Source organism: Pseudomonas sp. XWY-1 (genome assembly GCF_002953115.1).
Lineage (GTDB): Bacteria > Pseudomonadota > Gammaproteobacteria > Pseudomonadales > Pseudomonadaceae > Aquipseudomonas > Aquipseudomonas alloputida.
Window position 1 is genome coordinate 2,307,423 of the sequence record NZ_CP026332.1, and the last position, 13,220, is coordinate 2,320,642.

15 protein-coding genes are annotated in these 13,220 nt (G+C 52.3%); 4 read left to right on the top strand and 11 right to left on the bottom strand.

Features of this window, described 5'->3' with window-relative positions:
* Window positions 1–5: 5 nt before the first annotated feature.
* Window positions 6–1,220 carry a hypothetical protein gene (locus PRJ_RS10730; RefSeq protein ID WP_104961348.1) on the top strand — a complete coding sequence of 405 codons (1,215 nt, stop codon included), beginning with the start codon at window positions 6–8 and terminating at the stop codon, window positions 1,218–1,220.
* Between the two features lies 1 nt (window position 1,221).
* Here PRJ_RS10730 and PRJ_RS10735 read toward each other — a convergent pair whose 3' ends face one another.
* From PRJ_RS10735 to PRJ_RS10780, 10 genes are all read right to left on the bottom strand, one after another.
* Window positions 1,222–3,588 (bottom strand): phage tail protein, encoded by a 2,367-nt coding sequence (locus PRJ_RS10735; RefSeq protein ID WP_104961349.1) that lies wholly within the window; start codon window positions 3,586–3,588, stop codon window positions 1,222–1,224.
* 27 nt (window positions 3,589–3,615) lie between these two features.
* Window positions 3,616–4,416, bottom strand: coding sequence for a phage BR0599 family protein (locus PRJ_RS10740; RefSeq protein ID WP_104961350.1), 801 nt, complete (start codon window positions 4,414–4,416; stop codon window positions 3,616–3,618).
* Entirely contained in the window at window positions 4,391–5,905 is a 1,515-nt protein-coding gene (locus PRJ_RS10745) for a hypothetical protein (RefSeq protein WP_104961351.1), read from the bottom strand. Before PRJ_RS10745 ends, PRJ_RS10740 begins: the two co-directional genes overlap by 26 nt.
* The gene (locus tag PRJ_RS10750) at window positions 5,902–6,843 is read right to left on the bottom strand and encodes a hypothetical protein (protein ID WP_104961352.1); all 942 of its coding nucleotides are present in this window, start codon (window positions 6,841–6,843) and stop codon (window positions 5,902–5,904) included. Before PRJ_RS10750 ends, PRJ_RS10745 begins: the two co-directional genes overlap by 4 nt.
* Window positions 6,840–7,712: a hypothetical protein gene (locus tag PRJ_RS10755; RefSeq protein ID WP_104961353.1), complete on the bottom strand. Its 873-nt coding sequence runs from the start codon at window positions 7,710–7,712 to the stop codon at window positions 6,840–6,842. Before PRJ_RS10755 ends, PRJ_RS10750 begins: the two co-directional genes overlap by 4 nt.
* A gap of 35 nt (window positions 7,713–7,747) precedes the next feature.
* Complete coding sequence (locus tag PRJ_RS10760) at window positions 7,748–7,996, bottom strand: hypothetical protein (protein ID WP_104961354.1); 249 nt, start codon at window positions 7,994–7,996, stop codon at window positions 7,748–7,750.
* Window positions 7,987–9,066 carry a P22 phage major capsid protein family protein gene (locus PRJ_RS10765; RefSeq protein ID WP_158682556.1) on the bottom strand — a complete coding sequence of 360 codons (1,080 nt, stop codon included), beginning with the start codon at window positions 9,064–9,066 and terminating at the stop codon, window positions 7,987–7,989. The genes PRJ_RS10760 and PRJ_RS10765 overlap by 10 nt, the downstream gene beginning before the upstream one ends.
* 80 nt (window positions 9,067–9,146) lie before the next feature.
* The gene (locus PRJ_RS10770; RefSeq protein ID WP_104961356.1) at window positions 9,147–9,947 is read right to left on the bottom strand and encodes a hypothetical protein; all 801 of its coding nucleotides are present in this window, start codon (window positions 9,945–9,947) and stop codon (window positions 9,147–9,149) included.
* Window positions 9,948–10,049: 102 nt separating this feature from the next.
* Entirely contained in the window at window positions 10,050–10,382 is a 333-nt protein-coding gene (locus tag PRJ_RS10775; protein WP_104961357.1) for a hypothetical protein, read from the bottom strand.
* 17 nt (window positions 10,383–10,399) lie between these two features.
* Window positions 10,400–10,738, bottom strand: a complete 339-nt coding sequence (locus PRJ_RS10780) for a hypothetical protein (protein WP_104961358.1) — start codon at window positions 10,736–10,738, stop codon at window positions 10,400–10,402.
* A gap of 237 nt (window positions 10,739–10,975) precedes the next feature.
* On the opposite strand from PRJ_RS10780, the gene PRJ_RS10785 reads away from it, so the two are divergent.
* The 3 genes from PRJ_RS10785 to PRJ_RS10795 are packed head-to-tail and all read left to right on the top strand — an operon-like array spanning window position 10,976 to window position 12,360.
* Window positions 10,976–11,263, top strand: a complete 288-nt coding sequence (locus tag PRJ_RS10785) for a hypothetical protein (protein ID WP_104961359.1) — start codon at window positions 10,976–10,978, stop codon at window positions 11,261–11,263.
* Window positions 11,264–11,311: 48 nt separating this feature from the next.
* Complete coding sequence (locus PRJ_RS10790) at window positions 11,312–11,614, top strand: hypothetical protein (RefSeq protein WP_104961360.1); 303 nt, start codon at window positions 11,312–11,314, stop codon at window positions 11,612–11,614.
* Complete coding sequence (locus PRJ_RS10795) at window positions 11,611–12,360, top strand: hypothetical protein (RefSeq protein WP_158682557.1); 750 nt, start codon at window positions 11,611–11,613, stop codon at window positions 12,358–12,360. Before PRJ_RS10790 ends, PRJ_RS10795 begins: the two co-directional genes overlap by 4 nt.
* On the opposite strand, the gene PRJ_RS10800 is transcribed toward PRJ_RS10795, so the two are convergent.
* Complete coding sequence (locus PRJ_RS10800) at window positions 12,361–13,179, bottom strand: hypothetical protein (RefSeq protein ID WP_104961362.1); 819 nt, start codon at window positions 13,177–13,179, stop codon at window positions 12,361–12,363.
* Window positions 13,180–13,220 lie beyond the last annotated feature (41 nt).

Here is a 13,220-nt window from a genome sequence, read left to right on the forward strand (position 1 = left end):
GATACATGGGGGCGGCTGGAAAAGATAAAGAAAGCCTTATTGCAGATATGCAAGGCTCGATCAATCAAGTGGAGGGAATGCTTAGAGACATAGAAAAACTCAAAGTTGATGCACAAGAACGGCAGCTTGAGTCAGTACGGCAACAAAAACTAAGCACAGTCGATAGCTGGCGAGCACTCTGGGCCGTGTTTATGTTACTCATCGTGTTTCCAGCCTGGCTTTTTGCTGGCGTCGTGGAGGGTTCTGGCTTCCGGGCTTCGGTCGGATTGGTGAATGCCGCGCTTCGAGGAAATTTTCCGTTCATGCCGGATATCGTCAACTTCTGCCTTAGCTGGCCAGTGGCGATAGTTGCTAAATTTATCCCATCATCAACCACGTGGCCATTCCTTGGCGTTGGGGTAATTGGTGGTGGCTTTGTTGCTATCCCAATGATCGTGTTCGCTATATTTTTCGTCACCAGACGTTTTCCATATTACAAAAATGTAAAATCAAAAATTGACCCATATTGGGAGCAAAAAGCTAATGAACACGTGGTTGTTCAAGCCGCTATTAAATCAGGCCCGTTTTCTACTCTGATAGTTTTCTTTGTAATCACTGGTCTAATCGGCTCCTTTTTTGTTCTGCCCAACATCCGTTTGACTGTTGCGGATAAGTGGAGTGGGGAAGTTTCCTTAGTTGATGCTAATGGAAAGTTGTATCCAATGGATGTCCAGCTTTCTCTGGACTTCGTTGATCCTGGCAAGGTCGTGGACTACAGGCCAGGAATGTACCAGGAAACACTGCTCTTAAAATTCTCAGGAAACGATGTTGAGAAACTTAGAGCAAGCGGTGTTAGCGATAGTCTTTTTGAAAGCAAGCTGTCGACCACCGTCCTGGGTCAAAAGGCATGTGCTATAAAAAAGGCATCCGTTGTATCTGACGCTCAGGGGTTCCTCAGCATCGCTGCCCACAATGTGAGGCGGTACTCATTCGCCACAGAAGACGCCGATGGTGGGAGCGCTGGAGATTGCCCCGCTTCGATGCATCTCGGGGTTGTAGATTTCGACAATGCTGAATTTGCGATAAACAACCTCGGCGGAAAATATTGGATCTACGCAAAACTAAAGCGCGATAGCAGATGGGGCTGGATTGAGCGATTCAGGGCCGAGAGTAATTTCTACAAGAACCCTGGGAAAGCGCTAGATTCAAGAGCTCTCGGCACGCCGCTGGGTTATCGTTAAATCACCTGCTCGAAGAAATCGTTGCGGGCTTAGAGTCTTCAAACCCTGGCTTTTGAGCGCTGATCTCAAAAGTCAGGCTGCTGTAGTAAGTCCCTCCATTTTGCGTAGTCTCGTCAGAGAACGACCAAGACTCTCCTGTGATTCCGCTGACGGTCTTGATGACAGTGCTCCCCGATTTCACAACCACCTGATAGCTCACATCAGTCGCCTGGCTCTCGTCGTCGCCGTTAAACACAACAGCTGGCACGGCTCCATCGCGCTTCCGCCAGGTCACCGTTGCAACTCCCGAGATCTGACCGCCCTCGACGCCATTTACTCGGACGCGCCCAGGCGCCCAGGGCGCTAGGTTAGAGCTGGCAACGCTATACGACCGCACTAGAGCATCATCTACATCCAGGACTCCAGTTTGCGTCCTCGGCAACATCCGCAGCGAAACCGACTCACCTTTTACGTACTGCCAGTCAGTGACCCCATGACCCTCCGAAACTGCCCAAACCCTAGCCCCTGCAGGGTGCGCCAACGGTTTTGTATTAAACAAGCCACGGTTGACCAGGCCCAAAGTAACCGTGGTCGAGTTGCCGGCTGCAGCAGTCTGGTAGGAAATCCACTCCTTGCCAGCAGCACTGACAATTAGCATTAGTCCCAGCCCCTGACGCACCTCCTCCGGCGTATGCGACGACAGCTCTGCAGATGGCCCTGAGAGCACCAAGCCGGTAGCAGTCCACCCGCTCCCCATCGGGGCAGTACTAGCAAACAGCGGCGTAAACGGCATAACGCCAGCATCCACGTAGCCGCTGTCGACACCACCTCTAACCTGCAGCTGGTAGTCCAGGGCAACACCTGGATTTTCCGCAACGACCAGCACGCTGCCCACTGTCTGGTTTGTCGTCAAAATTGTGGGCGCGTCGACGATGTCAAACCTAGTAATGTCGGTCGGCTCGAATGTCGGCTTAGTCCACTGGCGCTCGGAGCCGTCGGCGTACAGGCTCATAAACACTCCAAAAACGTCCTGCACGAGCGTGAGGCGTACCGAGCCGTCTTGGGGAGCACCAAGGTCGACACCGGTCACGCGCATAACGAGGTTGTCGACGCCTTCAGCGGGCCAAGACAGGCGTACGACGTCGCCGACTTCGGTGTGCGCTGGCCCTCTATTGCATTCAGCGGTACAGGTGGCCAGGGGCACCGAGATGCTAGTCATTTCGCGCATGGCGATTTTGGCTGCCAGCGCCCTGGTGCTGACCATGGGCATCTGCACTGTCTGGCCGTCGCTGTCGCCCTTGTGGATTCTGAGGGCATTGTTCTGAGCGATCACCGTTCGCTCTGTGAAGTCGTCATCAATGCTCGTGTACTTCAGTTTCACTTCGGTAAACGCGGTGTCGAGAGAGCCCCTCGTGAATCCGCTCAGGGTCTTGATGTTCGACTGATCGAGCAAGGGCAGCTCGTTGATGTTGTAGTCGTTTCGTATCAGCTTGAGCTTTAGGGCGCCGGTCGCTGGATCGGTTTGAAGGGAGCACTGGATAACCCGCTTGATGTCGTCAATCATGTCGCCTGCCGTGGTCGACGAATCAATTACTGCTGAGATGCCCATGCCTTCTTCAAACAAGGTTTTTGAAGCGGCCAGGAAGGTGTCGAGATCGATGCTGGAGTAGCCAAGGTCTGCGCCGTATAAACCGTTAGTAATGAGCTCGTAGATAAAAAAAGCCGGGTTTGCATCCAGGCCAATTTGCTCGTACTGGCTAAAGCGCTCGTCAGGAGATTTTGGAAAACGGCTAGCGACAAAGCTCACAGCCTGTGGACTGGCCGAGTTGCCAATGTACATCCCTTCGAGGACGCAGTACGAAACGCCGCGAATCGCAGAGACCAAGTCAATCCCAACCTTACCAGCCAGGTAGTCGTTTGGGGTCTGCGTCCAGGTTCCTGGGTAAAATCGCAGAGTTCCTGAGACCCCTCCAGAACCATTGGTGTCGCCCCCGAACAGCGATGGCTTGGAGATTGCAATCGGCCCGCCTGAGCTCAAGCCTGACCAGGCTACGTCATCGCCAAACCTGATTTCGCGAAGCAGGACATCAGGGCCGTGGCAAATGCCAAGCTGAATTCCCATGTGGTAGCGGTATCCGACCGTCGTCTTTTTAGAGCCAAAAAGCCCTTTTTGGACTTGCTTGATAGCCGAGTTGCGGAGGTCGCCGTACCAGAGGACGTTAGGCCCCGAAATCCGTCTGGTGCCAGCAAGAACTTGAATCGGACGCTCGGCAGCAGACGGAAAACTAAAGTCCTCAAGGCCAGCAGCAGTGGGCTTTTCCGTTTTCGGCTGCATGCGAGCCATGGCGATCATATATAAGACAAGCGTCGCTGCCATGAACCAAACCATTAGGTACTTCCTTTTTATTATTATTGATTAGTAAACTTGGAACGGGTTATCGCTTGGGATGGTCAAGAAGCCCAAGAAATTATCAAAGTTGCCAAAAGAGTGGCAGGCAGCAGCAGAGTGGTCACACCCCTTTGCAACCTGGATGGCATCTCCAACTTTCAATCCATCAATTGGCGACATCAGCTTAAAAGCATTTGCGGAGCAGGATGTGATCATACGGAAATCACTACCGTTTTTTGATAACAAACCCGTGATGTAGTAGTCGTCCACCTCAGACTTGCTGGCTACTTCGACGGTGAATCCATTGTCTTTAATGGCTGTGACGGTTGTGTCTTCTTGCCAGTCTTGGATTTTCAATCCACACCTGCTGTCATACAAGTGATGATTGCATTGGCTTTGATAGCCGCAGCGCAGTACCTGGCGACCGAGTGCCCTGGAGACTGGATTGCAGTCTAAGCTGGCGATGCTGTTGTTCCATGTGACCGATGTAACTTCCCCAGCGAAAATTTTGATTGACTGGGTGGGTAGGTCACGTTGAGTCTGAAAAACCTTGAGTGAAACGTGGTTTGACGGCAAATGGCTGCGGAACAACAGCGGGACTGGTGAGTCGCCTGGCATGTCTAGGGTGAGCCTGTTTTTGTAGTCTTCTGCTGTGCGCTGTACTTTTCCGCGCTTGAGGCTTAGTGGTGTGTAGATCAGGCCATCCGTATGTAGGTGCTGTTTGCTGCCACTGGTGTAAGCATACTTCTCCGTTCCGTGCTCAAAAAGAAACAGCTCAATTGGACGGGACAGAGATAACGCTTTATGTATCGATTGCAGAGTCAGCATAGAGTAGTTGTCTTATATTTTTAGTTATAGTCGACACTTCGCCGGTGTCGAAGATGTAGCGGAATTCGTCGGAATCAAATCTTGCAAGGTAAAGCGGTACGATAGTTTCAATGTCGCTGATTTTTAGGTTGTTCGTGGATTCTTTTGTTGTGATTGTTTCTGTGCCGTCTGGGTTTTTCGTGGCACTCAGGATTGTTTTGTAAATAGTAGCTCCATTGTACAGCTTAATTGCAATGTTTGTTGCGAGGGATCGGCTGTTAGCAAAGTTTCTGTAACCACTACTTTTGATTTTGAACTTGTAGGTTGGAACGACGATGTCTTCGCTGAGCTCGAAAGCTTGACCTGGGCCCTCAATGTAAAACTCACCCTGTGCGCCGGTCATGAGTTCTGCGAAGTCCTCGAATCTTTGGCGCTCGGATTCGCTGAAAAATGTGAATGTTTGGCCCAGGATCTTTACTGTGCCCCTTGCGCGGTCGTAGATGCTTCGAGCACCAATGAGAGGATCGAGGGTCTCGCGCAGGCGGTTGTATTGCGTCGTGACATCCTTCGAGCGGTCTGGGCGGAATGGAAATACTGGCCGGGAATTCAAACGCTCGAAGTCATCGACTGGGGCCGGCTTTTGGATTTGTGTCTCGTCGAGGTCGAAGGTGATCGAGTGCTGATCGAAGCCGCGCAGAAGCGATGTGGAATTCGATTCATCGGTTGAGTATGCGATTCGGGCTGGGAGAACTACCGCATTGGTGGAGAAGGTTTTCTTAGCCAAGTGTTTTAGGGTCACAGTCCTGCCGTCCACGGACTCGATGCTGACCACCTCGGACTCGTCATCTTCGGAAATCAGGAGCGTATCGGAAGCCCTCACGTGCGCGTTGATTGCCTCCAGCACAACAGACGCGTCTCCAGGCTGCACTGCGCGTGACAGCTGACACTGCAGAGGCCACAGCGGGACAATCATGCTGCCGGTCGACGTAGCTAGCTTGTTATCAAACTGGTACTGCTGCTCGTCAGTCATGCTGTACATATAGCTGAGAGAGCATCTAGGGGTGTCACGCAGGGCTATGCGTTGCTCTGTGCCGTCAAAGGACTCGATGACCTCTGTCAGGTACTGAATACTCATCTCGGGTTGGGTCGACCAGTCAATGCGCTCTTGCATTACCAAGGCCATGGAGGCGGTCAGGCTGAATGTACACGCAGATCCAGCGCCGAAATCGAAGCTAGCCTTGTAGTCGATCACCCCATTTGCATGGCTAAGCGAAACGCCGTAGGCAAATGATGTAAACGCGTACAAAGCCCCGGAAGTAGCACCTTGAAGCTGAATTCCGAATGCTCCGGTCTGACTAACCCCTGCTAATGTTTTTGCGTCAGTGAACGAATGCCAGAGTTCAAAGCCGAATTCATCACTAGGCACAACGACGCCAGCATCGATCCTGGCTGGAGTTAGGAAAACATTGTCGAAGAAGTAAGTGCCAAAGCTCTTGCCGATTTGGTTCATGTCGCAGCGTCCAGCAATACGGCAATGCCGAGGTTAAAGTGTGGGTAGTCCCGGTCAACAGGGAAGGATTTGGTGTATTGGGGAAAAACCATGAACCGACGAGCCCCAAGCTCGTAAACGGCGCCGGGCTCAAACGAATCCATCGGCACTAGAAATACCTCTGGCAGTTCCGCATACGGGGCAAACCCGCCGCTGAATTCCGTGAACAACGTGATGGAGATCAGGCCATCCATCCCACCGACCAGCCCCTTCGCACGCGAGACAGCCCCGACACTTCCGTAGCTCGCTCCGTTCTGATGATAGTGAGGCACACCGATTAGAGTGCCTTGGCTGCTGGGGCGCAGCGGGCCCCAAGTCCTGCCCCCGACATCCCACCCCGACCATTCCGAATGACTAAGTCGAACGCCAAACGTCGCAGCAGAATTAGCGAAAAGTGGCTGTTTCTGTGTGCTCAAGTAGCTCTCAGTAGAAGTAACGAACTGACCACCTGTCGCCGCTGACAGCACGGGCAACACGCCAAACGACAGGCACGAATAGAGACCGCCCGCACGCTCAGTGACGAACATCACCAGGTCATCGCTGATGAAAAAATGGCAGGTGCCAGCACCATCGCCGCTTTCGACGTAGCACTTGGGCGATGACTGGAATCCAGGTTGGCCGACGAAGCCAGCAGTGTCGCTATATCCGCTAGCAGCAGAGACAATCACTCCATGCTGGCCAATCGAACTTGCAGCGTAGTAGTCGACGTATGGGCTCGACTCCCCAAAGCTGCGCAAGCAGAAGAACGCATCCCCACGAGAGATCATCAGTTGAATGCCAATTCGCGGGTCTGCAAAACCGCCGTAGCGATTCACAGCCCAACCTTCGACCTCCAGGCGCTGTTTAATCACGGCAACCAAGTCATCAGCGGATGTGTACCTCGACGAGTAGTGCTTCATGCCAACCTCAGCCCATAGGTTTCAGTCGACTTGCTGATGTTCGGCACAACCAGGTAGTCCACCCCATCGACAGCGATGATCGACTCAGCAGCACGCCCCTGAGGGATAGCAAACACACCGTCCAGGTAGCCGAGCCACATCCCATCATCGGCGTTCAGCACATCCGTATCAGACGTCCGACCGGAGCTCACCACCAGGGCTGGATACACCACCGCACCGCCATCGATCTTCGAGCGCAGCCTGTGAAATTTCCCATCAAATGGGTGTACGAAAGCATACGAATATGAGTAGGGAAATTCGTTAGTAAATGAGGTGTTGCCCCCCGAATTCCCACCAACAATCTGCCAGGATCTATTAGGCAAACAGACCTTGGGGCAATACTGATTACCCCCTGACATAAACGGAAACGCCGATTCCTTGGAGCCGCCGATCTCACCTGACCCGCCAATAAAGCACGGAAACGGATAGACCCGATTAGAGCCAAACGGCAATATCAACCCAGCGTAAAACGAGTAGTAAGCCAATCCAGCCTTGATGACCCCGCACAGCCGACGAGAATTTACCACCGTCCAAACCTTCACCTCACCCGCAGGCAAGACGAATCGCGGCAGGAAAGGTGAATACGCATAGCTAAACCCACCGGCCTGGGCGGAAACAGGTTGACCAGGATCGAAGTCCTTGAACGCCTGAACCTCAACAACACCGCTACCAACCAGGAACGCCACAAACCCCTGGCCACCCGGCAGCCCAAACACCTTCTCCGAAGAAGTATCTCGAACTACCGACCATGAGTTTGACGACAAAAGATCAGTGCAAAGATATGTTAGCCACTCAGCACCAGTGGCGTAGGTTTGGATAGCTACTGTCATTGTTATTATTCTTCTCGATCAATAGCTATATATTATCACATGTTTTTAATCTCATTTCTGTTTGCACGAATAACATTCATGATCGCCGCCTCACCGTGACTTCCCTCCATAACCCCAGCAATAGACATGGAATCAATCATATTGTTGATCGTAAATCGTGGCGACTGTTCAGAAGACCCTTTATTTCCTTTGCCGATATTATTGCGATGGCGCGGATCGCTCTTGGTGAGCATTTCTTCACCTTCCTCAGCGATGATCGGAATCTCGTTAGGCTTCAGGCCCATGACGGGTTCCACCAGGTTGTCATACGTACCGGCATACCGGTCTCTGGATGGATCATGGTTGAGATCGTTGCATTGCCTGGGTTTGCAACCGGCTCAAGCAGGCGGAATCCGATCATGAACGCACTTGGATGGAAAGCGATGTCTTGGCGATGATCGCCGGCAACCTTGACCGACGAGCCTGCTTGAATCAGTCGGGTCACTGGCTCGGTTACATAAATCGAGGCGTTACCAGCTCCGTCAGCGTCAACAGATGCCTTGACGGCAAACGTCTGACTAACACCTGCAATAGTGAGGAAGTCGCCCTCGTTAAACGTCGCTCCGGGTGTAGCTCCGTTGACAATCAGGAGGGTGGAACCGACTGCGCTGTCCACGGATACTTTAAGTGAAAGATCCTGGCTCGCAGTACCTGCTTCGTGGATGCCGACGACATTGTCCTCATAAGTATCGAAGCCGTATTTGCGCCCGAGGTTACCCTCAGTTTCCGACTTTGCGTCACTGCCGGCAGTGAAGACCTTGATCAGCTCACCGGAGGTATCGTTCGACAGCACAAGATTTTTGTTGTCCCAGATTTTCATCTTATTACAGGTCTGGCGACCCACAATCATGTCGTACTTCGACCTCTCGTTTACCGAGTCCACGATGCCCGAAGCACGCGCTACTTGCTTCTGCAGGTTCATGACTTTTTGGTTGACGTCCCTCCCCATCGCGTCAGCCATAGCGAGAATCGAATCAGGAAGGAAGCCAGGAATGGTGCCTGCCAACTCCCTGTCCGAGACTTGGGTTTCCAGGTAGATGTGCTCGGTCAGCTCTAGCTTGACAGTATCAGCGTTGATGTCGTCAGCAATGGATGGCTCAGCAGTTTGATGCCTAACACCCTCAATGTACTGAGGCTTTTTGACTGTTAAGACTTCACCTTTCCTTTTCGACTCGTCGGCGGTGTTGATCGTAATCAAGCGAACAAGCGGAGTTCGCTCATCCATACGCGCCAAAATCTGAGGAAGGAAAGTCTCAGTTTGAATTTTGGACAGATCGTTACCGAACGCCCTAAAGACCACAAGGCTTTGTGTCATTTGCATACCTATTATTATTGTTGTTATTTTGGTATTTTTTTTGATCCCGCAGTAAGCGTCTTACCTACTGCGGGTTAAAGTCAGGAAGTCGTTACTTCCCCACGGCTGTATTTAGCAAGAAGCTCTGCTTTTTCCTTCGAGGATGCTTTGAGCAGCTTGAGTTGGAACTCAGCAAGTGGCATGGAATTCACACCATTCGCACCACCTTGCTTGCCACCGCTACCGGGCATTTGCTTAAAGTAGTGAGGACGCGATTGATTAAGGCTCTCAATCCACTCTTTTGGAGTCAGCGCTCGGCCAGATTTACCCATCAACACGTTGCCATGTTGGTCACGGCTAACCAGTTCGCCCGAGTCGGTCAGTTCCCAGGAGCCACCAGCCAGGTTAATCAGGTCGTCGATGGCAGTGGGCTGAAAGAATTCGTTCTTCAACGCTTCATTTCCAATCAACTGCTTGATCTGGAATTGTTTCAACCTGCCTTTTTCTGCATCAACAGCCTTGCGGAGTTCGTCTTTCTCAGCCTGCTCGGCTTGGAGACGCTCTTGCCAGGTGGCATTTGCAGCATTAACGCGCTTATCCAACAGCGCCTGGAAATCCATCTTCCCAGACTTCAGCGCAGCCTGGTCAGCCTCATCTTCGGCCTGAGCCAGAATGGCATTCAGCTGATCCTGAGCCTTTTTCTTCTCGGCCAGAATCTCAGCGTTTTTTGACTTCAAACCGCTTGTTTCGGCTGCAAGAGCCTTGGCAAGTTCGGCGCGGAGGGTTTCTTGGAACTCTGGAGTTTCGGTGATAGGTACTGGTTGAGCCCCTGGCTCTGGATTGCCGTTGTCGCCTTCGCCGAAAGCGTGGAAAACAACAAGGGCATTGTGTTGCTGCAACATTTATCGGATCCCCCGAGGATTCTTATTATTGTTTTATGTTGTAACGCCATAATATCATAAAAATTAGCGTGGGGGATTTTGTCCGAAAATTTCCTTGACTATTTATACCGCCCTAAGTATGGCAAGCTTGGTGTCCTCGTCCAGCCTGTCAATTGCGTCAATAAAGTCCTGGATGATAACCATCTCGCCAGACTTTGCTTTTCGCAAAATCTCGGGAATATGTCCCTTGTCGAGCATAGTGTCAAACAGCTCCGCCGACTCGTTGCGACCGTAAACCGAGGACTCCCAAAACTCATAGAGGTCACGAGCGTTAAGCTTAACGATGCCGTTCGCAAGGAGGTACATCACTGCCTTGAGGCCTTCGAATTTATTTCCTCGCGCAAAATCTTGGTGCGCTTTTGTGTGGATATCAAACTGTCGAACAAATCTACTCATAGCGATTCCCCTTATTGTTATTGGTCTGAGACTTGTGCTATCACTTCGCGAGCCAGGTAGTCCAAGCTGGATGGCTCAGAAAAACTTCGAACGTCGAACTCGTATTTAACACCGTCAAACACGAGATCCCGCGCAAAAACCAGGCTGCAAATCACCCATCTCCGCAAAAGACTCAACGAATCGACGCAGCCGGACTCCGCACGCTCGGCAACACCCTGCAGGTGAACTTTGTTGTCAAACCTCAGTTGCGGCAGGGCAGGGTAGTGCTTGCGCTCGGAATCGAAGCCACCGACGAGCCGGATTGCGCAGATTTCCTGGGTTGTTTGATTGAGCTTTCGGATGGTGACTGTTTGCATGTTGGGTGCCTTGGAGCTTTTGCTCTTCTCTTTATATTTATATGGTACTGATGGAGCGATACTTAAATCAAATTATTTTTTGGTGGCTGTTGGATATTCGATCCTGGTTCACCGACAGGCTATATATATGTGCACTTGGAAAACAATGTGCGGCTAAGCTTTAACAAGCGGAGGGTGCTACCAAGGTCTTGCTAATGGTGCTAGCGTAAAAGCAGGAACTGACGCCCTGGAGGGTACATGAGGGACGAATGGATTTACGACGGCACTGATATGTCGCTGCGCGATTACCTCGGCGCCGCAATCGCAAAGCAGGAGCCAGGGGTTACGTTGAGCGACTGCACGCACAGCTTTACTGCTAATGAGCTCAATCAGATCGTAAATGCCCAGGCCGGCATGACGCTGTTCCGCTTCGACGACGATGCTTTTGTATTTAGCAACCAGGTGTGGTCAGAACGCCGTGTGTACTTTATTCCTGACGACACGAAGCAGCTCGTGCGCTCAGTGCCGCGAAACCCACCTGTTTGACTCCAAGTGATCAGCACGGCAGCATGAGGGACGACAAGGAGTGATGCGATGCTGATCAAAAAAGACGAGGTCTTTACACTCATGCATGGGCTGCGTGACGAGCGAAACAAGCCGATGGTTGCTCTGCAGGATTTTGATCTCGTCACTGTTGCTAATCAGATAGTTGATGGCATGGATGAGCACGATACCGACCTGGAGTCTTGGATTCTCATCGAGCGCCTCGAAGATCTCGGGCTTGCAATTCCTGCGCAGCAAACCCTAATCCGCATCTACTCGGGTGCGGGCGAAATTGATGCCGAGGTCGTCCAAGAGAGTCCGCGCATTACTAAGCCAGGGGAGTACAAACCTTGAAGGTAGTTGAGCGGATGGTTTTGCGATTTGCAGACCTGGTCGAATTTGACCTGATGACCGCACTGCTCGGTGACTCCGTCCGAGTGTCTGCGAGTAATACGTACGCAAACTCAGTCAATGCCATGGCAAAAAAGGATCGCGTTTCCCTCCACTACCGAGACCAGGTATATGACATCCGCAGCATCCACCGTGCCCTGTCGATATTCAACAACTACCTGACTCGACGTTACGGTGCCGAGCTCCGCGACATGGCCGGAACGTCACCGATCACACACTACGTGGATTTTGAAGCGTCCGGCATTGCTCCCGATAGCTACCCAATCGAAATCGCGGTTGTGCACCCGGCAGGTGAGTATCAGTCGCTCATCAAGCCCGTCAGGTACTGGCAGCACTGGTCATACGATGCTCAGGATATGCATGGGATCACTCGCGAGCAGCTACTATCCGATGGCAAGCCTGCAGCCACGATTGCCCAGGAGCTCAACGAGCTTTTTGCAGGCCAGTACCTCGTATCCGACGCACGAGAGGACTCGCACTGGTTCGAAGCTCTGTACGATGCTGCTGAGCTCGATCCAACATTTACCGTCGCGACAGTAGAGCAAATGGTCGGGCCCGAACACGCGGCAGCGATTTACTACCAAATGCCGATCAAGCGTGGTCATCGAGCCCTGGCTGATGCGCAAGCCCTGCGAGACACGGTTGAGCGCCACTACAGGATCATGCGCCTGCTCGAAATCACTGTTTAGTCACTTGTGTTCAACGACGTATCCGGACGCCCTGGCAGCAGCAAACAGCTCTTTGAGGTCAAGCATCACCTGGCCTCGCGCATAGCTGTTTGAGCTCAGCATCCTCACAACGTCAGGCGCGTAAGTCGAGCACGCATCCTTTTTGCTGCACATTTTCAATGCATGCCTGGCCGTGCGGTAGCCTATCGAAGTAGCAGTGTTTTTGTCGGGCTGCGCTGCTCGCATCACCATCCCCAGCCCATCCACGACACCCTGATTTGCTGAATACGCGACCTGTACATAGGCAGCCAGCACTTCGTGGAACAGGGACAGGAACTGCTGATTTGTCATGCCAAGCGCTGGTCTGTTCATCGACACCGCAAGCTGCCACGCATCGCGATCAGACCTGAGCTCACTGAAGTTTTTGCAGTGGACAGCCTCGTGGAACATCGTGCTTGTGGTGCGCATCTGCTCATGAGTTGCCATCACAATCGCGCAAGTCCTGTTCGAGGCCTCATTGCCAGGCACCGCATTGCCACCCATCGCATACCCGACAATTCCGTAAGCGAGAGACTCCGGGCGCACTTTGCTCGCGTAATAATCGAACGTCGCTTGCTCTACGCCAGCCTTGCGGACAGCTTCGGGATCCAGGTGGGCCAAAAGCTCCTGCGGGTTGTTTCCAAAAAGGAAGACCGGGGTAACGGTGTCACCGACCACCGGCTTGACCACCTGGTACATCTGGGACGGATTTGTCCCCGCGACGTAGAGATTTGCTGCGGACGCCCCAGTTAAAACAATTGATAACACAGCGGAACACAGAACTTTCCCTATCTTCAACATCTTTGCACGTTCCTGGTGTCAATGAGCGACTAAATATATCA

Bases quoted from the DNA above. Each gene is read 5' to 3' on its own strand.
- PRJ_RS10790 (WP_104961360.1), top strand. From the start codon at position 11,312: ATGCTGATCAAAAAAGACGAGGTCTTTACACTCATGCATGGGCTGCGT.
- PRJ_RS10800 (WP_104961362.1), bottom strand. From the start codon at position 13,179: ATGTTGAAGATAGGGAAAGTTCTGTGTTCCGCTGTGTTATCAATTGTT.
- PRJ_RS10750 (WP_104961352.1), bottom strand. From the start codon at position 6,843: ATGAAGCACTACTCGTCGAGGTACACATCCGCTGATGACTTGGTTGCC.
- PRJ_RS10745 (WP_104961351.1), bottom strand. From the start codon at position 5,905: ATGAACCAAATCGGCAAGAGCTTTGGCACTTACTTCTTCGACAATGTT.
- PRJ_RS10730 (WP_104961348.1), top strand. From the start codon at position 6: ATGGGGGCGGCTGGAAAAGATAAAGAAAGCCTTATTGCAGATATGCAA.
- PRJ_RS10785 (WP_104961359.1), top strand. From the start codon at position 10,976: ATGAGGGACGAATGGATTTACGACGGCACTGATATGTCGCTGCGCGAT.
- PRJ_RS10770 (WP_104961356.1), bottom strand. From the start codon at position 9,947: ATGTTGCAGCAACACAATGCCCTTGTTGTTTTCCACGCTTTCGGCGAA.
- PRJ_RS10760 (WP_104961354.1), bottom strand. From the start codon at position 7,996: ATGGGCCTGAAGCCTAACGAGATTCCGATCATCGCTGAGGAAGGTGAA.
- PRJ_RS10755 (WP_104961353.1), bottom strand. From the start codon at position 7,712: ATGACAGTAGCTATCCAAACCTACGCCACTGGTGCTGAGTGGCTAACA.
- PRJ_RS10775 (WP_104961357.1), bottom strand. From the start codon at position 10,382: ATGAGTAGATTTGTTCGACAGTTTGATATCCACACAAAAGCGCACCAA.
- PRJ_RS10780 (WP_104961358.1), bottom strand. From the start codon at position 10,738: ATGCAAACAGTCACCATCCGAAAGCTCAATCAAACAACCCAGGAAATC.
- PRJ_RS10765 (WP_158682556.1), bottom strand. From the start codon at position 9,066: ATGACACAAAGCCTTGTGGTCTTTAGGGCGTTCGGTAACGATCTGTCC.
- PRJ_RS10735 (WP_104961349.1), bottom strand. From the start codon at position 3,588: ATGGTTTGGTTCATGGCAGCGACGCTTGTCTTATATATGATCGCCATG.
- PRJ_RS10740 (WP_104961350.1), bottom strand. From the start codon at position 4,416: ATGCTGACTCTGCAATCGATACATAAAGCGTTATCTCTGTCCCGTCCA.